This is a genomic window from Streptomyces sp. NPDC042259, from assembly GCF_055582085.1.
Window position 1 is genome coordinate 258,263 of record NZ_JBVJDW010000009.1, and the last position, 16,692, is coordinate 274,954.

At 72.1% G+C, this 16,692-nt stretch carries 15 protein-coding genes; 9 read left to right on the forward strand and 6 right to left on the reverse strand.

Annotation, left to right across the window (positions count from 1 at the left end; all coding sequences use genetic code 11):
* The first annotated feature begins 210 nt into the window (after positions 1 to 210).
* From ACZ6MA_RS24035 to ACZ6MA_RS24050, 4 genes are read left to right on the forward strand one after another with little or no spacing between them, the layout of a single operon-like run.
* Entirely contained in the window at positions 211 to 1,179 is a 969-nt protein-coding gene (locus ACZ6MA_RS24035) for a dTDP-glucose 4,6-dehydratase (protein ID WP_469435983.1), read from the forward strand.
* Positions 1,166 to 2,146 carry an ATP-grasp domain-containing protein gene (locus ACZ6MA_RS24040; protein ID WP_469435984.1) on the forward strand — a complete coding sequence of 327 codons (981 nt, stop codon included), beginning with the start codon at positions 1,166 to 1,168 and terminating at the stop codon, positions 2,144 to 2,146. Before ACZ6MA_RS24035 ends, ACZ6MA_RS24040 begins: the two co-directional genes overlap by 14 nt.
* Positions 2,143 to 3,282, forward strand: a complete 1,140-nt coding sequence (locus ACZ6MA_RS24045; RefSeq protein WP_469435985.1) for a DegT/DnrJ/EryC1/StrS family aminotransferase — start codon at positions 2,143 to 2,145, stop codon at positions 3,280 to 3,282. Before ACZ6MA_RS24040 ends, ACZ6MA_RS24045 begins: the two co-directional genes overlap by 4 nt.
* Positions 3,279 to 3,710 carry an arsenate reductase/protein-tyrosine-phosphatase family protein gene (locus ACZ6MA_RS24050; protein ID WP_469435986.1) on the forward strand — a complete coding sequence of 144 codons (432 nt, stop codon included), beginning with the start codon at positions 3,279 to 3,281 and terminating at the stop codon, positions 3,708 to 3,710. Before ACZ6MA_RS24045 ends, ACZ6MA_RS24050 begins: the two co-directional genes overlap by 4 nt.
* A 12-nt stretch (positions 3,711 to 3,722) precedes the next feature.
* On the opposite strand, the gene ACZ6MA_RS24055 is transcribed toward ACZ6MA_RS24050, so the two are convergent.
* Both ACZ6MA_RS24055 and ACZ6MA_RS24060 read right to left on the reverse strand, forming a co-directional pair.
* Complete coding sequence (locus ACZ6MA_RS24055) at positions 3,723 to 4,859, reverse strand: UDP-N-acetylglucosamine--N-acetylmuramyl-(pentapeptide) pyrophosphoryl-undecaprenol N-acetylglucosamine transferase (protein ID WP_469436044.1); 1,137 nt, start codon at positions 4,857 to 4,859, stop codon at positions 3,723 to 3,725.
* 94 nt (positions 4,860 to 4,953) lie between these two features.
* Positions 4,954 to 6,300, reverse strand: a complete 1,347-nt coding sequence (locus ACZ6MA_RS24060) for a type III PLP-dependent enzyme domain-containing protein (protein WP_469435987.1) — start codon at positions 6,298 to 6,300, stop codon at positions 4,954 to 4,956.
* Between the two features lie 180 nt (positions 6,301 to 6,480).
* Here ACZ6MA_RS24060 and hutU point away from each other — a divergent pair, with 180 nt between their 5' ends.
* The 4 genes from hutU to hutI are packed head-to-tail and all read left to right on the forward strand — an operon-like array spanning position 6,481 to position 12,015.
* Complete coding sequence (gene hutU, locus ACZ6MA_RS24065; protein WP_469435988.1) at positions 6,481 to 8,145, forward strand: urocanate hydratase; 1,665 nt, start codon at positions 6,481 to 6,483, stop codon at positions 8,143 to 8,145.
* A 53-nt stretch (positions 8,146 to 8,198) separates the two neighbouring features.
* Positions 8,199 to 9,386, forward strand: coding sequence for an allantoate amidohydrolase (locus ACZ6MA_RS24070; protein WP_469436045.1), 1,188 nt, complete (start codon positions 8,199 to 8,201; stop codon positions 9,384 to 9,386).
* The gene (locus ACZ6MA_RS24075) at positions 9,377 to 10,771 is read left to right on the forward strand and encodes a formimidoylglutamate deiminase (protein ID WP_469435989.1); all 1,395 of its coding nucleotides are present in this window, start codon (positions 9,377 to 9,379) and stop codon (positions 10,769 to 10,771) included. The genes ACZ6MA_RS24070 and ACZ6MA_RS24075 overlap by 10 nt, the downstream gene beginning before the upstream one ends.
* Positions 10,772 to 10,791: 20 nt before the next feature.
* Positions 10,792 to 12,015, forward strand: a complete 1,224-nt coding sequence (hutI, locus tag ACZ6MA_RS24080; protein WP_469435990.1) for an imidazolonepropionase — start codon at positions 10,792 to 10,794, stop codon at positions 12,013 to 12,015.
* Between the two features lie 45 nt (positions 12,016 to 12,060).
* Here the strand turns inward: hutI and ACZ6MA_RS24085 are convergent, their stop codons facing one another.
* Both ACZ6MA_RS24085 and ACZ6MA_RS24090 read right to left on the reverse strand, forming a co-directional pair.
* Positions 12,061 to 12,717 carry a cutinase family protein gene (locus ACZ6MA_RS24085; RefSeq protein WP_469435991.1) on the reverse strand — a complete coding sequence of 219 codons (657 nt, stop codon included), beginning with the start codon at positions 12,715 to 12,717 and terminating at the stop codon, positions 12,061 to 12,063.
* 149 nt (positions 12,718 to 12,866) lie between these two features.
* Positions 12,867 to 13,337: a nitroreductase/quinone reductase family protein gene (locus tag ACZ6MA_RS24090; RefSeq protein ID WP_469435992.1), complete on the reverse strand. Its 471-nt coding sequence runs from the start codon at positions 13,335 to 13,337 to the stop codon at positions 12,867 to 12,869.
* A 59-nt stretch (positions 13,338 to 13,396) separates the two neighbouring features.
* Between ACZ6MA_RS24090 and ACZ6MA_RS24095 the strand changes: the two genes are divergently transcribed.
* Positions 13,397 to 13,759: a MerR family transcriptional regulator gene (locus ACZ6MA_RS24095; protein ID WP_469435993.1), complete on the forward strand. Its 363-nt coding sequence runs from the start codon at positions 13,397 to 13,399 to the stop codon at positions 13,757 to 13,759.
* A gap of 56 nt (positions 13,760 to 13,815) precedes the next feature.
* On the opposite strand, the gene ACZ6MA_RS24100 is transcribed toward ACZ6MA_RS24095, so the two are convergent.
* Positions 13,816 to 15,531 (reverse strand): FG-GAP-like repeat-containing protein, encoded by a 1,716-nt coding sequence (locus ACZ6MA_RS24100; RefSeq protein WP_469435994.1) that lies wholly within the window; start codon positions 15,529 to 15,531, stop codon positions 13,816 to 13,818.
* Positions 15,532 to 15,682: 151 nt separating this feature from the next.
* On the reverse strand, positions 15,683 to 16,573 hold the full coding sequence (locus ACZ6MA_RS24105) for an RNA polymerase sigma factor SigF (protein WP_469435995.1): 891 nt from the start codon (positions 16,571 to 16,573) through the stop codon (positions 15,683 to 15,685).
* Positions 16,574 to 16,692 lie beyond the last annotated feature (119 nt).

The following is a 16,692-nucleotide window of genomic DNA, read 5'->3' on the forward strand; positions in this document are numbered from 1 at the left end:
ATGCACATCGGGTGCCGGTTCCGCACACCGTGTGCGAAAGCGCCCCTGGCCCGCCCGTCCCTGACCGACCGCCGCGCCGCCATGGTGGTCCCGCAGACGGGCGACGTCCCCCGTCGTTTCGCTGCTCGCGCTCCTACCGGAGGCAACCATGGAGAAAGTGCTCGTCACTGGCGGGCCGGGTTCATCGGCTCGCACTTCGTCAAGCGCATCTTGCGTGCTGACGACGTCGCCAAGGTGACCGTTCTCGACGCGCTCACGTACGCGGGGCACGCCGAAAATCTCGGTAAGGCCTTCCTCAGCCCAAAGCTGCGGTTTGTCCACGGCAACATCATCGACGCCAAGTTGGTCGACGACCTGGTGCAGCAGCACACGGCGATCGTCCACTTCGCCGCCGAGTCCCACGTCGACCGCTCGTTCTTCGCAGCCAGCACCTTCCTGTCCACGAACGTGCTCGGCACCCAGACGCTCGCGGACGCTGCCATGCGCTACGGCATCAAGCGGTTCGTCCACGTCTCCACGGACGAGGTCTACGGGCCCTTGACCGAAGGGGCTGCCATCGAGGAAGACCCGGTCCGGCCGACCGTGCCCTACGCCGCGTCGAAGGCCGCCAGCGACTTCGTGGCGTTGAGCTACTTCCACACCTACGACGTCCCGGTGTGCGTCACGCGCAGCTCGAACAACTATGGGCCATACCAGCACCCCGAGAAAGTCATCCCGCTGTTCGTCACCCGGCTGTTCCAGGGCGACAAAGTCACCATCCACGGCCAGGGCCAGCATGTCCGCAACTGGCTGCACGTCGAAGACAACTGCGCCGGCATCGAGCTGGTCCTGCGCGGTGGCGTACCTGGCGAGGTCTACAACATCGGCGGCGGCACGGATCTCACCACCGTGGAACTCACCGACACCCTCCTGCGCATGTGCGGCGCCGACTGGGACTCGGTGGTGTACGTGTCCGACCGGCGGTCGAACGACATCCGGTACTCGATGAACTGGGACAAGATCGCCACTCAGCTCGGCTACCGGCCCGCCCGCGTCTTCGGGGACGGCCTTGCCGCCGCTGTGGAGTGGTACCAGTGCAACCCCGACCGGTGGGCTCCGCTAATGCGCAACCCTTACGCGCCGATGCCCAGGGCCGAAATCGCGGTTGCCGTCGAGGAGACCGCGCGTGTCGTCCACTGACGTGCAGAAGCGCCGTATCCTCGTGACCGGCGTCGGGGGAGCCCCCGGGTTCGACCTCGCACGGAGCCTGCTCAGGCTCGGTTGCGACATCATCGCGGCGGACTCCCACCCGCTGGCCGTCGGTCTCCGGCTGCCGAATGTCACGCCGCGCACCACAGCCCCAGCCGCCGATGTCTCCTACCGGTCCAGCCTCCTGCGCTTGTGCGCCGAGCTCCGGCCACACGCGATCCTGTCCACCGTCGAGCACGAGCTCGGCAAGCTCGCCGCACTGCGGCGCCCTCTGTCCGACCTCGGCGTGACGACGTGGCTGCCGGACCCGGCCGCGATCGAAGCGTGCACCGACAAGGCCGCGTTCCACACGGCGCTCAGCAAGAACGACGTCCCCACGCCGCGCACCTTCCTGCCCCACGAACTGGGCCGAGCCCCTGACGGCACCCCGCTGGTCGTCAAGCCCCGGCGTGGGCAGGGTGCCCAGAACGTGCACCTCTGCCACACCAGGGATCAGGCGCGCGTGCTGTGCGAACTCGTCCCCGACCCGATTGTCCAGGAACGCGTGAACGGAGCCGAGTTCACCGCGGACTGCCTCGTCGACCGCTCCGGCCAGGCGTCGGTGATTCTGCGATACCGGCTCCTCGTCAAGGGCGGGCTTGCCGTCGTGAGCCGCACGTTCCACGACCGGGAGGTGGCCGAGCTCGTCCAGGAAACCTTGGCCGCCGTCGGCGCGGTCGGCGCCTGCTGTGCCCAGGGCTTCATCAGCGACGGCCCGGAGCGGGTCGTCATGACCGAGGTCAACGCCCGGGTCGCCGGGGGATTCCCAGCGAGCGAGGCGGCCGGGGCCGATCTCACCGGCCAGCTCCTCGCCGGCCTGTTCGAGAACCCCGTCGACCACGACCGGCTCCAGTACAAGCCGGACGTGTGCCTCACCAAGTACACCGAGACGTTGATCGTCGAGGAGGGCCAACGATGACCACAACTATGGTGGCGGGCGCGGCCTACAACGCGCGTCCGTTCCTCTACGGCCCCGAAGAGACCGCGCTCGCCGGGGTCCTGCGCAGCGGGCACTACGGCCACACCGGCGTCACCGACCAGTTCGAGGCCGACGTCGCCGCCTTCCTGGGCGTCCCCGAGACGGTCGCGGTCGCCTCCGGCACGTCCGCGCTCCACGTCGCCCTGCTCGCCGCCGGGATCGGCCCGGGCCATGAGGTGCTCGTCCCGTCCCTCACCTTCTGCGCCACGATTCAGGCGATCCTCGCCGTCGGCGCCCGGCCCCGGTTCGTCGAGGTCAATCCGCTCACCGCGTGTGTCGGCAGCGCGGAAGTGCTGGACGCCGTCACCGCGGACACCCGCGCGGTCATGCCCGTGCTGTACGGCGGCCGGGCCGTCGACCTGTCCGAGGCGCAGCCGGTGTTCGCCGAGCAAGGCATCACCGTCATCGAGGACGCGGCCCACGCCTTCGGCTCCTACGCCGGCGCGCGGCGCGTCGGAGCCACTGGTGCGCTGACCTGTTTCAGCTTCGGGCCGATCAAGAACCTCACCTGCGGGCAGGGCGGCATGATCGTCCCGCGGGATGCGCTGGAAGCGGCGGCTTGCCGCAAGCTGCGCGGGCTCGGGATCGTCGAGTCGGCGGCCTGGCGCGCGGAGGCGACCGGCTACACCGTCGAAGGCTTCGGGCTGCGGGTACAGATGTCGTCAATCAACGCGGCGATCGGCTCCGCACAGCTCAGCTGTTTCCCGGAGGCCGAGGCCAAGCGCAAGTCCCTGTGGCGGGCGTACGCGACCGCTCTGCAGTGCGTCGAGGACGTCACCGTTGTGGACGTCGACGTGCAACGGTCCGTACCCCACCTGTGCGCGGTGCTTGTCCACGCGGACCGCGACCAGGTGTTCCGGACGCTGCGAGCCCGGGGTGTCGGCGTCGGCACGCACTACCCGCCGAACCACCAGCAGCCGGCCTTCGCCCCGTGGTGCCGGTCCCTGCCGGTGACCGAGCGGGTTGGCCGCCAGATCATGACCCTGCCATTCCACCAGCACCTGGCGGAGGCCGACGTGGAACGCGTCGCCTCCGAGGTCGTGAAGGCCGCCACCGAGACGGCAGCCGTCGGATGACCGCCCGGCCACAACGCATATTGACGGTCTGCCTCGGCAACCACTGCCGCTCCCCGCTCGCCGCCGTCATCCTTGCCCAGCTCGGCGGGGACGCGGTCGAGGTGAGGTCGGCGGGCACCGTGGGTAAGTGGGCCGGCAAGCCCGCCCACGCCGAGATGGTCGCCGCCGCGGCGGCGCGAGGGTATGACATGAGTCCCCACCTCGGCGTGCACATCAACAGGGAATTGTTGGAGTGGGCCGACGTCGTCCTCGCCATGGACGAGGGTAACCTCGCCGCGCTCCGGGAACTGGCCGACGAGCGCACCGCTCCGAAGCTGGCCCTCTACCTGGAGGACCGCGACGTCCCAGACCCGTGGGGCAAGGAAGCCGCCTTCTTCGCCGACGTCGTCACCCTCGTCGAGGACGGTGCCGCCCGGCACCTTCCGTAGGACCCGCGCCGGTCAGCCGGACGCGGCGGACAGGAGCACGTCCACGAGCCTGTCCGCCGCGTCCGGCCGTCCGTGCGCCCGGGCCCGTTCCGCCATCGCCTCCCGCCGTGCGGGATCGGTGAGGAGCGGGTCCAGCGCGTCCCGCAGGCTCCCACCGGTCACCTCACCGAGCAGCGCGACGGCGGCCCCGGCGTCCTCCAGATGCCGCGCGTTGTGCGCCTGCTCGTTCCCGGCCGAGGAGGCGAGCGGGATGAACACCGCCGGTCTGCCCAGCGCGGTCAGTTCGGCGAGGGTCCCGGCGCCGCTCCGGGAGACCACGACGTCTGCCAGCGCCAGTACGTCGGGCAGCTCCGGGCCGACGAAGCCGGCGAGGTAGTACCGGCCCGACAGCTCCAACGGCAGGGCTGCCGCGTGCTGCCGAAGCCCTTCGAGGTTGGCCGGCCCGCACTGGTGGATCACGTTCGCACGCCCCAGCAGCCACGGCAGCGCATCCCGTACGACGCCGTTGATCTGCTGGGAGCCCTGCGCGCCGCCGGTGACGTACACGGTCGGCAGACGCCGGTCGAAGCCGTACAGCCCCAGCGCCTCGACGGCCTTGTCCGGATGCCCGGTCAGCACCTCGGGGCGGATCGGGTTGCCGGTGACGACCGCGGAACCCCGCACCGACTCCGGCAGGAGCGGCAGCGACGACTCCGACGACACCGCGATCCTCGTCGCCGAGCTCGCCAGCTTCCGGTTGGCCAGGCCCAGGCGCACCGTCTGCTCGTGGAGCACCAACGGACGGCGGCACATGCGGGCGGCCAGTCCGGCGGGGACGGCCACGTACCCGCCCGTGGCGAGCACCACGTCCGGCTGGAAGTCGGAGACGATCTTCCGTGCCTGGGCCACACCGAGCGGTACCCGGGCCATGTCCCGGACGTTCGCCGGACTCACCATCTTGAGCGGGTTGCTGGAGCGGCGGATCTTGCCCGTGGCCACGGTCGTGAAGGCGATGCCCTCGGCCGGTGCCACCCGGGCCTCCAGGCCGTCCGCCGTGCCGATCCACAGGACGTCGAGCGCCCTGCCATCAGCCGCCAGCCGATGCTGGAGCGCGCGGATCGCGGTCAACGCGGGATAGGTGTGGCCCCCGGTACCTCCACCCGTGACGATCAGGCGGAAGCTGGCCGGGAGGCGAGAAGCACTATTCACTCGGCGCACCCTACTGCGCCGCCTCCCCACCCGGTCCGGGGCGGAGCCCCGGGGTTCAGCGCAGAGCCGTCAGGTCACCGGCGTGCGCCGCGCCGCTTTCGGCGACCAGGTCCTCCAGGGTCTGCGGGGCGCGTACGGGAGCGAACCGCACGGCGCCGGCGTCACCCTCGCCTTCTGCGAGCGCGTAGCCGTAAACCCCCGGGCGGAGCAGCGAGTTGTACGCGAAGTGGTTCGAGAAGTAGTACGCGCCCGTGTCGAGCAGGGCGACGTGGTCCCCGGCCTCCAGGAGGGGCAGCGGCCGGTCCACGGCGACGAGGTCGCCCGCGAAGCAGCACGGCCCGGCGATGTCCTGCGGCACCGGCTCGGTCGTCTTCGGCCGCCCCAGCCCGTCGAACACCGCCACCCGCAGCGGCCAGGACGCCGGCGCGAACACCGTGCGGGTGGCGACCTGGGCGCCCGCGTGCGTCACCGCGATCCGGCGGCCCCCGGCGGACTTGGTGTACTCCACCCGGGCCAGCACCGTGCCGCTCTTGGCCAGCAGCGACCGGCCGAACTCGGTCACCAGCCCGTAGCGCCCGTCGAACAGCCCCGGGACGGTCCCGGCCAGGAGCCGGGCGTAGTCCCGGAACGTGGGCGTGACCTCGTCGGACGTGAAGTTCACGGGCAGCCCGCCGCCGATGTCCAGGGTGTCGATCTGTTGCCGGCCGACGACCTGGTTGATCTCCTCGGCCAGCTCGTAGATGATCCGTACGCCCTCGGCCATCAGCTCCAGGGGGCAGCCCTGGGAGCCCACGTGGGCGTGCATCCGGGTCAGCCACGGCCGCTCGGAGTAGGCGCGGACCAGCCAGTCGCGGGCCCCCGCGTCACGCAGCGCCACCCCGAACTTCGAGGTCTCCGTGGCCGTGCTGAGCGCGTCGATGCTGCCGCCGCCGACCTGCGGATTGACCCGTACGCCCAGGGCCGCGCCGGTCGGCGCGGACCGCACCAGCGCGTCCAGCCGGGACAGCTCCTCGCGGCTGTCGGCGTTGACGGTGATGCCGAGCGCCAGCGCCTCGCGCAGCTCCGCGCCGGTCTTCGCGGGCGAGTCCAGCACGGTGTGCCCCGGCGGGACACCGGCCGCGCGGGCCAGCGCCAGCTCCCCGGGGCTGGCGACCTCGCAGCCCAGCCCCTCGTCGGCCAGCAGCCGCAGCACGGGCACCAGGGCGGCGGCCTTCACGGCGAAGGCGTGCAGCACCTCCGCCCGCCCGACCTCCGCGAACGCGGCCCGCAACGCGGCGGCGCCCTCGCGGATGCCCCGCACGTCCAGCAACCCGGCCACGGGGTGCGCCGGCCCCACGACCCCCTGCCCCACGGCGGCCGACACGGCCGCCGTCCGCCTGTCGTCCGCGCTCCGCCCGCTCATGCCCCCACTCCACCACCCGCGGCCGCGGTCCGGGAGGGTGCGCGGCGCAACCCGGCGTGTCCCGCCCCGCGCGTCTCCGCGCCCCGGGAGGCCGCCCGGCTTCCCACCGACCTGTTGACTAGCGCTATTCAGCGGCCCAAGATGTGCAGTGTTCTATTCAGAGCCAGGGAGGCAGGGCCCATGTCAGGACCGCGACCCGTGCGAGCGCCGCGAGGAACCGAGCTGACCGCCCGGGGGTGGCAGCAGGAAGCCGCGCTGCGGATGCTGCAGAACAACCTCGACCCCGAGGTCGCCGAGCACCCGGACAAGCTCGTCGTCTACGGCGGCACCGGCAAGGCCGCCCGCGACTGGCGCTCCTTCGACGCCATGGTCCGCACCCTGACCACCCTCAAGCAGGACGAGACGATGCTCGTCCAGTCCGGCCGCCCGGTCGGCGTGATGCAGACGCACGAATGGGCCCCCCGCGTCCTCATCGCCAACTCCAACCTGGTCGGCGACTGGGCCAACTGGGAGGAGTTCCGGCGCCTGGAGGCCCTCGGCCTCACCATGTACGGGCAGATGACCGCCGGTTCGTGGATCTACATCGGCACCCAGGGCATCCTCCAGGGCACCTACGAGACCTTCGCCGCCGTCGCCGCCAAGAAGTTCAACGGCACCCTGGCCGGGACGATCACCCTCACCGCCGGGCTCGGCGGCATGGGCGGCGCCCAGCCGCTCGCCGTCACCATGAACGACGGCGTCGCCATCTGTATCGACTGCGACCCGCGCGCCATCGACCGCCGTATCGAGCACCGCTACCTGGACGTGAAGGCCGACTCGCTCGACCACGCCCTCCAGCTGGCCACCGAGGCCCGCGACGCCCGCCGCCCGCTGTCCATCGGCGTCCTCGGCAACGCCGCCGAGCTGCTTCCGCAGCTCCTGGCGATGAACGCCCCCATCGACATCGTCACCGACCAGACGAGCGCCCACGACCCGCTCGCCTACCTGCCCGTCGGCGTCGACTTCGACGAGATGGCCTCCTACGCGGCCGAGAAGCCCGCCGACTTCACCCAGCGGGCCCGGGAGTCGATGGCCCGGCACGTCGAGGCCATGGTCGGCTTCATGGACGCCGGCGCCGAGGTCTTCGACTACGGCAACTCCATCCGCGGCGAGGCCCAGCTCGCGGGCTACGCCCGCGCCTTCGACTTCCCCGGCTTCGTGCCCGCCTACATCCGCCCCCTCTTCTGCGAGGGCAAGGGCCCCTTCCGCTGGGCGGCGCTCTCCGGCGACCCGGCCGACATCCACAAGACCGACAAGGCGATGCTCGAACTCTTCCCCGAGAACGAGTCCCTCGCCCGCTGGATCAAGATGGCCGGGGAGCGGGTCCACTTCCAGGGCCTGCCCGCCCGGATCTGCTGGCTCGGCTACGGCGAGCGCGACAAGGCCGGCGAGCGCTTCAACGAGATGGTCGCCGACGGCACGCTCGCCGCGCCGCTGGCCATCGGCCGCGACCACCTCGACTGCGGCTCGGTCGCCTCCCCGTACCGCGAGACCGAGGCCATGCTCGACGGCTCCGACGCGATCGCCGACTGGCCGCTGCTCAACGCCATGGTCAACGTCGCCTCCGGTGCCTCCTGGGTCTCCCTCCACCACGGCGGCGGCGTCGGCATGGGCCGCTCCATCCACGCGGGCCAGGTCACCGTCGCCGACGGCACCGCGCTGGCGGGCGAGAAGATCCGCCGCGTGCTGACGAACGACCCGGGCATGGGCGTGATCCGGCACGTCGACGCGGGCTACGACATCGCGGAGTCGGTGGCGGCGGAGAAGGACGTGCGGATCCCGATGCGCGAGGACGACGCGTCGTGACCGAGGCCGAACAGCCCGGCCCGCGTGCGCGCACCGGGCCTTCGTTCCACGAGATGTGGCGCGATCTGCTGCCCATCGGCCGCGACGCGGCCTCGGGCGGCTACCGCCGCTACGCCTGGACGGGCGCCGACACCGACTGCCGCGACTGGTTCCGCGCCCAGGCCGAGACCCGCGGCCTGACCTACGAGCAGGACCGCAACGGCAACCAGTGGGCCTGGCTCGGCGACCCCGCCGCCGGGGACGCCGTCGTCACCGGCTCCCACCTGGACTCCGTCCCGGACGGCGGGGCCTTCGACGGCCCCCTCGGCGTCGTGTCGTCCTTCGCCGCCCTCGACGAGCTGCGCGCCCGTGGCGCCCGGCCCACCCGCCCGCTCGCCATCGTCAACTTCGGCGACGAGGAGGGCGCCCGCTTCGGGCTCGCCTGCGTCGGCTCCCGGCTCACCGCCGGGCAGCTCACCCTCGACAAGGCCCACGCGCTGCGCGACGCCGACGGCGTCGCGCTCCCGCAGGCCATGGAACGCGCCGGGTACGACCCGGAGACCGTCGGGGCGGACCCCGAGCGCCTCGCCCGGATCGGCGCGTTCGTCGAACTGCACGTCGAGCAGGGCCGCGCCCTCGCGCACACCGACCACGCCGTCGGCGTCGCGTCCGCCATCTGGCCGCACGGGCGCTGGCGGTTCGACTTCCACGGCGAGGCCAATCACGCCGGCACCACCCGCATCGAGGACCGCCGCGACCCGATGCTCACCTACGCCAACACGGTGCTGGCCGCCCGGAAGAAGGCCCGGACCGCCGGTGCCCTCGCCACCTTCGGCAAGGTCAGCGTCGAGCCGAACGGCGTGAACGCCATCGCCTCCCTGGTCCGCGGCTGGCTGGACTCCCGCGCCGCCGACGAGGAGACCCTCGCCGCCGTCGTCGAGGACATCGAACGCGCGGCGGCCGAGCGCGGCGCCCGCGACGGCGTCGACGTCCGCGTCACCCGGGAATCGTTCACCCCGGTGGTGGAATTCGCCCACGACCTCCGCGACGAACTGGCGAAGCTGCTGGGCGATGTGCCCGTGTTGCCGACGGGAGCGGGCCACGACGCGGGTATTTTGTCCGGCGTCATCCCCACCGCCATGCTGTTCGTGCGGAACCCGACCGGTGTCTCCCACTCACCCGCCGAAACGGCGGCCGAGGACGACTGCCTGGCCGGGGTGACCGCTCTCGCCGACGTACTGGAGGGTCTCGCGTGCAGGTGACTTACTGGGCGGAGCACGCCTGGCTCGGTGACCGCGTCGAGCACGGCGTGGCCATCGAGACGAGGGACGGGCGGATCACGGCCGTCCGCACCGAGGTCCCGCTGCCGCCGCCCGGCGCCACGACCCTGCGCGGGCTGACCCTCCCCGGGCTCGCGAACGCCCACAGCCACGCCTTCCACCGCGCCCTGCGCGGCGTCGTCCAGGCCGCACCCGGCCAGGCGCTGCCGGGCGCGGGCGACGACCGGCCCGCCGCCGGGGCGGACCGGGCGCCGGACTCCTTCTGGACCTGGCGCGAGGTCATGTACGGCGTCGCCGACCGGCTCACCCCCGAGAGCTACTTCGCGCTCGCGCGGGCGACCTACGCCGAGATGGCCCTCGCCGGCATCACCGCCGTCGGCGAATTCCACTACCTCCACCACGCCCCCGGCGGCGGCGCCTACGACAACCCCAACGCCATGGGCGAGGCCCTGATCGCGGCCGCCGCCGAGGCCGGCATCCGCATCACCCTTCTCGACACCTGCTACCTCTCCGCCGGATTCGGCGCTCAGCCCAACCGGCACCAGCTCCGCTTCAGCGACGGAACCGCCGCCCGCTGGGCCGAGCGCGCCGACGCCCTCAAGGCCGACGCGAACACCCGGATCGGCGCGGCCATCCACTCCGTACGGGCCGTGCCCGTCGACCAGCTGGCCACGGTCGCCGCCTGGGCACAGGACCGCACCGCCCCGCTGCACGTCCACCTCTCCGAGCAGACCGCCGAGAACGACGCCTGCGTCGAGGCCCACGGCTTCACCCCCACCACGCTGCTGGCCGACCACGGCGTCCTGGGACCGCACACCACGGCCGTCCACGCCACCCACCTCACCCACGGCGACATGCGGCTCCTGGGCCGCTCCGGCACCGGTGTGTGCATGTGCCCCACCACCGAACGGGACCTGGCCGACGGCATCGGCCCCGCCCTGCAGCTCCAGCGCGGCGGCTCCCCGCTCTCCCTCGGCAGCGACAGCCACGCCGTCATCGACATCCTCGAAGAGGCCCGCGCCATGGAGCTGGACGAACGGCTGCACAGCCGCGCCCGCGGCCACTGGTCGGCGGCCGAGCTGCTGCGCGCCGCCACCACCGACGGCCACGCGGCCCTCGGCTGGGACGAGGCGGGCCGCATCGAGACCGGCGCGCTCGCCGACCTCACCACGATCGCGCTGGACACCGTCCGTACGGCGGGGCCACCGCCCCGGCTCGCCGCCGAGGCGGCCGTATTCGCGGCGACCAGCGCCGACGTCCGGCACACCGTGGTCGGCGGCCGGCACATCGTGCGCGACGGAGTGCACCAGAGCGTGCCCGACGTGCCGTCAGCCCTGGCCGACAGCATCGCCGCGCTGCGCGGCTGACGAAGGAGAACCTCCCCCAGATGAGCCCCGAGACGATCCCCGGCGCCACCCCCGACCCGGCGGACGGGAAGAAGAGGGCCGACACGACGGCCATCACCGACATCGCCACCCTCGTCACCAACGACCCCTCCCTCGGCTCGGGCCCCCTCGGACTGATCCAGGACGCGGCGATCGTCATCGACGGCGACCGCATCGCCTGGGTCGGTCCGTCCAGCAAAGCACCCGCCACTGACAACCGCCTCGACGCGAGCGGCCGCGCGGTCATCCCGGGCTTCGTCGACTCCCACTCCCACCTGGTCTTCGCCGGCGACCGCACCGCCGAGTTCAACGCCAGGATGTCCGGGCGGAGCTACTCGGCCGGCGGCATCCGCACCACCGTCGCCGCCACCCGCGCCGCCTCGAACAACGAGCTGAACGCCAACGTCGCCCGCTACGTCGCGGAAGCGCGGCGGCAAGGCACCACCACCATCGAGATCAAGTCCGGCTACGGCCTCACCACCGAGGACGAGGCCCGCGCCCTGACCATCGCCTCCGTCCACACCGACGAGGTGACCTACCTCGGCGCCCACATCGTCGCCCCCGAGTTCGCCGACCGCCCCGAGGCGTACGTCGACCTGGTCACCGGCCCGATGCTCGACGCCTGCGCCCCGCACGCCCGCTGGATCGACGTCTTCTGCGAGCGCGGCGCCTTCGACGGCGACCAGGCCCGCACGATCCTCACCGCCGGCAAGCGCGCGGGCCTGCTGCCGCGCGTCCACGCCAACCAGCTCACCCACGGCCCCGGCGTCCAGCTCGCCGTCGAACTCGACGCCGCCTCCGCCGACCACTGCACCCATCTCACGGACGCCGACGTCGACGCCCTCGCGAACGGCTCCACGGTCGCCACGCTGCTCCCCGGCGCCGAGTTCTCCACCCGCGCCCCGTGGCCCGACGCCCGCCGTCTCCTCGACGCGGGCGTCGTCGTCGCCCTCTCCACGGACTGCAACCCCGGCTCGTCCTTCACCAGCTCGATGCCGTTCTGCGTGGCTCTGGCCGTACGGGACATGGGCATGACCCCGGACGAGGCCCTCTGGTCCGCCACCGCCGGCGGCGCGGCGGCCCTGCGCCGCACCGACGTCGGCCGCCTCGCCCCGGGCGCCCGCGCCAACCTCGCCCTCCTCGACGCGCCCAGCCACGTGCACCTCGCCTACCGCCCCGGTGTCCCCCTGGTCGCGGCGGTCTGGCAGGACGGCGAACTGGTCTGACCATGTCCGCCCGGAGGGCCCGGCCGGTGGCTTCCGACCCGCGTGTTACCAGGGGTACCAGGCGCCGTTGTACCACTGCTCGTTGGCGTCGTCGTTGTGGTGGTCCATGTTGAAGTCCGGCCAGTAGTTGTCGTTGTGGTTCTTCGGGTAGGTCCCGATGCCGGCGGACTCGTCGCAGATGTAGTCCCAGTAGCAGATCGACTTGACCGGCACGTTGCCGAAGTTCCGGTCGGTGCCCGCGAGCGGGGCGCCGATGATGCCGCCGAACGGCGTGGCACTGCCGTGGGTGCCGGGAGGGCCCTGACGCTTGGGGTCCGCGAGGAGAACGGCGTTGACGTTGCCGAACGTTCTCCAGTTCTCGCTGATCCACACGTGCACCACCGCGGCACCCATGGAGTACCCGCCCATCTTGACGTGCTGGTCCGGGCACACGGCACGTTGCTCCCGGACCAGCCGGTTCAGCTCACCGACGCCCTGCCGGACGCTCGGCCCGCTGGGGACCTGGCTGAAGTAGCTCACGTGCTGCTGGATGTTGCCGGTGAACCGGTCGTTGTCCCACGTGCTCCACGTGCCCCCGACAACGATCGTGTAGGTGCCCTCGCACGGAGCCGTCACCGCCTGTGCCGGGGGTCCCTGCGCCAGTGAGAGCCCGGATGTCACCAGGAGAGCGGCCGACGCAGCCGCGATCTTTCCTTTTCGCATGCGGTTCTCCCCATGTAGTGGGCTACGCGTCCGCCGTCCGATGCGGTGCACGGCCGGCCGAGCGCACTGGGACGACAGTGGCAGTGGCCGATGAAATCCCGGTGGAACCCGTGGGCACCGGGCCTCCCGGCGCGCACCCGGGCGTGCTCCTATCCGACCCGTTCCAGTGCCACCAGGGGGATGTCCCGCCCGGCCGCCAGGGCCCGGCGGCGGAAGTCCGCGAACGCGGGCTCGGCCGCGATCTGCCGCTCCCAGACCGCCTCGCGAGCGAAGTCCTCGACGAGGCGGGCCCGGACGGGATAGCGCTCGGTGCCCACCTCGACGACGGCCTCCGGCGAGGCGGTCAGATTGTGGAACCAGCCCGGCGCGGCGGGCGCGCCACCGTTCGACGCGAACACGATCAGCCGCTCCCCGTCCGGGAGATGGACCAGCGGCGTCGTCCGCGACAGCCCGCTGCGGGCGCCGCGCGTGGTGAGCAACAACAGCCGCGTTCCGGCGAACTGCCCGCCGACGCGGCCCGCGTTGGCCCGGAACTCCTCGATGACGCGCAGATTGAAGGGGTTGCCGTTGTGGGGGTCCGGGGCCGGGGAATGGGTCGCGGCGGTCGCTGTGTTCGTCATGGACGCAACGCTAAATTCTCACACCCGTGTGAGATTCAAGCTTCTGTGAGGCAAGCCATATGAAGATCGGTGAGCTGGCGCGCGAGACCGGTGTGAGCGTGCGGCTCCTGCGCTACTACGAGGAACAGGGCCTGCTCACCACCCACCGCCCCGGCGGCGGCCACCGCCGCTACGCCCCCGACGCCCCCGAGACGGTCCGCCGCATCCGCACCCTCCTGGCGGCCGGGCTCCCCACCCGCGTCATCCGCGAGATCCTGCCCTGCGTCCAGGGCGCGGGCGCGGACTTCGACCCGTGCGTGACGACGCATCTGCGCACCCGCCTGAGCGAACTCGACGCCCACATCGCCGGCCTCCGCGCGACCCGCTCCGCACTCGCCGGCCTGCTGGCCGCCACGGCGGGCCCGGAGGGCCCCGGCACATGAAGAACGGGCCGTACGGGAGGTGGTCTCCCGTACGGCCCGCCCGTGTCGCGCGGAGGTCAGCTGATGGAGCGGATCGTGTTCCAGCCGCTCATGCCGACCGTGGTGCGGTCGCCGTCGACCGGGTTGCCCGCCGCGTTCGTCTCGCCGGCGTAGAACATCAGCGTGCCGGTGCCCTCGTCGGTGGTGGTCCACAGGTCCGCCGTGCCGTTGCCGTCCGCGTCGGCGGCGCCGGCGAGGAGGGGGCGGTTGGCCGGGCCGTAGCCGTGGCCGTAGTCGGTGCGGTTGTCGAAGGTGCCGTCCGGGCGGCCGCGGTAGAGCCACAGCCGGCCGTCGCGGGTGTCGCGCGCGAGCAGGTCGGGGAGGCCGTCGTGGTCGGCGTCACCCATGGCGGTCAGGGTCATGGGGGACCAGCCGCCGCTGCCGATCTGCCGTGCGGGCTTGACGGCGGGCTTCGCGGCCGGATCGCCCGCGTACAGCCACAGCTTGTCGTCGTAGGAGGCCACGACGTCCGGGTAGGCGTCACCCGTGAGGTCGCCGACGCTCACGACCTGGGCGCCGGTGGGCAGTGCGGCGAGGCGGACCGGGTCGGCCAGCGAGCCGTCACCGCGGTTGGGGTAGACGCGCAGTTCGCCGCCGACCCGGGCCACGACGTCCTCGGTGCCGTCACCGGTGAGGTCGCCGCGGTGCGACACCGAGGCGCCGGACCAGCCGCTGCCGCCGATGACGGTGGGGCTGCCGGTGACGCCGCCGTTGCCCTGGCCGGGGTAGAGCCGGAGCTTGCCCGCGTCGTCGACGGCGACAAGGTCGGGCTTGCCGTCCCCGTTCAGGTCACCGGGCACCGGGGTGCCGCGCAGCCGGGCGATGATCGGCGCGTGGTCCGAGACGCCGCTGGGCGGGCCGCTGTCCGGCTCGTTCTCCGTGGTGTCCATCCGCTTCTTGTCGACGGCGCACGAGGCGAACCGGCTGTTGCCCACGGCCTTGGTCGCGTAGAAGTGGTCCAGCGAGTGGTAGCTGTGCTGCTTGGTGTCCGATTCCCAGCCGTGGTACGTGGTCTCGTTGACGCACCGGTCGAGGGCGGTGTTCATCGGACGCAGCACGGCCGCGTCGCCGTTGCGGTTGAAGTCGGCGCCCAGCACGAAGCCGTTCGCACCGCCGTGCTTCTCGGCGAACGCCTTGACGTTCTTGAGCTGAGCCGCGGCCCGTGTGTCGTCCCCCACGACGATGTGCGTCGTGCAGGGGGTGGTGGTCCAGCCGGCCACCGTCGCGCAGAGGACCGGCAGGGTCTGCTTGGAGGCCCCCGTCGGGTCCGCCGGGAGGGCGTTCTCCGACCAGGAGCCGGTGATCGTGCCCTTGACCGCCAGCACGATGCCCAGCTGCCCCTTGAGGCCCGCGCGGCAGTCGGTACGGCCGTCGGGGCGGGCCCCGGCGGCGTGCCGCAGGGACCACTTGTCGCCCAGGGCGGCCTGGAGCATGTCCATGTGGCTGCCGGGGGCCTCCCCGCAGGCCTCCTGGAGCATCACGACATCGGCGCGCTGCTCGTCCACCACCTGCTTGATCTGTTCGATCTTCTTGGCCGGTTCGTCGCGGTCCGGACAGAAGCCCGCCATGCCGCGGTCTCCCCCCGCCTCGCCGCAGATGTTCCACGACACGACGTTGATCCCCGGTGCGCCGGCCACCGCGCCCGCCGCCTGGGCGGGTGTGGCGCCCAGGGCCGTGGCCATCGCCGACGCGGCGACGGTCGCGACCGCCAGGGCTCTGACGGATCGATTCATTTCCCCTCCAAATGAACATGTCACTCAAGACGCTTGATGATCACACAGGGGAGTGACACGGTCGTTTGCGGGGCACGCGCACCCCAAACGCCGCGCGCCGCCCGGGAGATCCGGGCGGCGCGCGGCGATGGGGGAGGGGTGGAACCGGAGGCTAATCCTCCGTCAGCAGCCCCTTGCGGAGGCGCCCCAGCGTCCGCCCCAGCAGACGTGAGACGTGCATCTGGGAGATCCCGAGTTCTTCCCCGATCTCCGACTGCGTCATGTTCGCCACGAAGCGCAGGGAGAGGATCTGCCGGTCGCGCGGGCGCAGCTCGGCGATCAGGGGCTTGAGCGACTCGACGTACTCGATGCCTTCGAGCCCGTGGTCCTCGTAGCCGATGCGGTCCGACAGCGCGCCCTCGGTGTCGTCCTCGTCGGCCTGGGCGTCCAGCGAGGTCGCGGTGTAGGCGTTGCTCGCGGCCATGCCCTCGACGACCTCCTCGCGGGTGAGGCCGAGCCGCTCGGCCAGCTCGCCGACGGTGGGTGCGCGGTCGAGCTGCTGCGCCATCTCGTCCCCGGCCTTGGCCAGGTCGATGCGCAGCTCCTGGAGCCGGCGCGGGACGCGGACCGACCAGCTGGTGTCGCGGAAGAAGCGCTTGATCTCACCGATGATCGTCGGCATCGCGAAGGTCGGGAACTCGACGCCGCGGCTCAGTTCGAACCGGTCGATGGCCTTGATCAGGCCGATCGTGCCGACCTGGATGATGTCCTCCATCGGCTCGCTGCGGGAGCGGAACCGGGAGGCGGCGAACTTCACCAGGGCGAGGTTCAGCTCGACCAGGGTGTTGCGCACGTAGGAGTACTCGTGAGTGCCCTCTTCGAGCGACTCCAGGCGCGCGAAGAGCGTCTTGGACAGCGCCCGCGCGTCGACCGCTCCGATCTCGCCGTGGGGCGGGATCGTGGGGAGACCGAGATTTTCGGGCTCGATCTGCTCGGGCGGGGTTGTCGACGAGGCGGTCTCCCGAGAAGATTCGGTGCGCGGTTCGTCGAGCAGGGGTGACATGGGGGTCCTCCATCATTCTCGGCGTATGGCTGCCGATGCCGTGACCTCTTGCTGCGGTGTGCGGCGCCTCCAAAGCCGTCCGTGGTGGATGTACCTATCTAGCCCTACCGGTCTTCACC

What these genes read in the sequence shown, in the direction of transcription:
- ACZ6MA_RS24045 (WP_469435985.1), top strand. Translation starts at nt 2,143, where the DNA reads ATGACCACAACTATGGTGGCGGGCGCGGCCTACAACGCGCGTCCGTTC.
- ACZ6MA_RS24050 (WP_469435986.1), top strand. Translation starts at nt 3,279, where the DNA reads ATGACCGCCCGGCCACAACGCATATTGACGGTCTGCCTCGGCAACCAC.
- ACZ6MA_RS24060 (WP_469435987.1), bottom strand. Translation starts at nt 6,300, where the DNA reads ATGAGCGGGCGGAGCGCGGACGACAGGCGGACGGCGGCCGTGTCGGCC.
- hutU (WP_469435988.1), top strand. Translation starts at nt 6,481, where the DNA reads ATGTCAGGACCGCGACCCGTGCGAGCGCCGCGAGGAACCGAGCTGACC.
- ACZ6MA_RS24070 (WP_469436045.1), top strand. Translation starts at nt 8,199, where the DNA reads ATGTGGCGCGATCTGCTGCCCATCGGCCGCGACGCGGCCTCGGGCGGC.
- hutI (WP_469435990.1), top strand. Translation starts at nt 10,792, where the DNA reads ATGAGCCCCGAGACGATCCCCGGCGCCACCCCCGACCCGGCGGACGGG.
- ACZ6MA_RS24085 (WP_469435991.1), bottom strand. Translation starts at nt 12,717, where the DNA reads ATGCGAAAAGGAAAGATCGCGGCTGCGTCGGCCGCTCTCCTGGTGACA.
- ACZ6MA_RS24090 (WP_469435992.1), bottom strand. Translation starts at nt 13,337, where the DNA reads ATGACGAACACAGCGACCGCCGCGACCCATTCCCCGGCCCCGGACCCC.
- ACZ6MA_RS24095 (WP_469435993.1), top strand. Translation starts at nt 13,397, where the DNA reads ATGAAGATCGGTGAGCTGGCGCGCGAGACCGGTGTGAGCGTGCGGCTC.
- ACZ6MA_RS24100 (WP_469435994.1), bottom strand. Translation starts at nt 15,531, where the DNA reads ATGAATCGATCCGTCAGAGCCCTGGCGGTCGCGACCGTCGCCGCGTCG.
- ACZ6MA_RS24105 (WP_469435995.1), bottom strand. Translation starts at nt 16,573, where the DNA reads ATGTCACCCCTGCTCGACGAACCGCGCACCGAATCTTCTCGGGAGACC.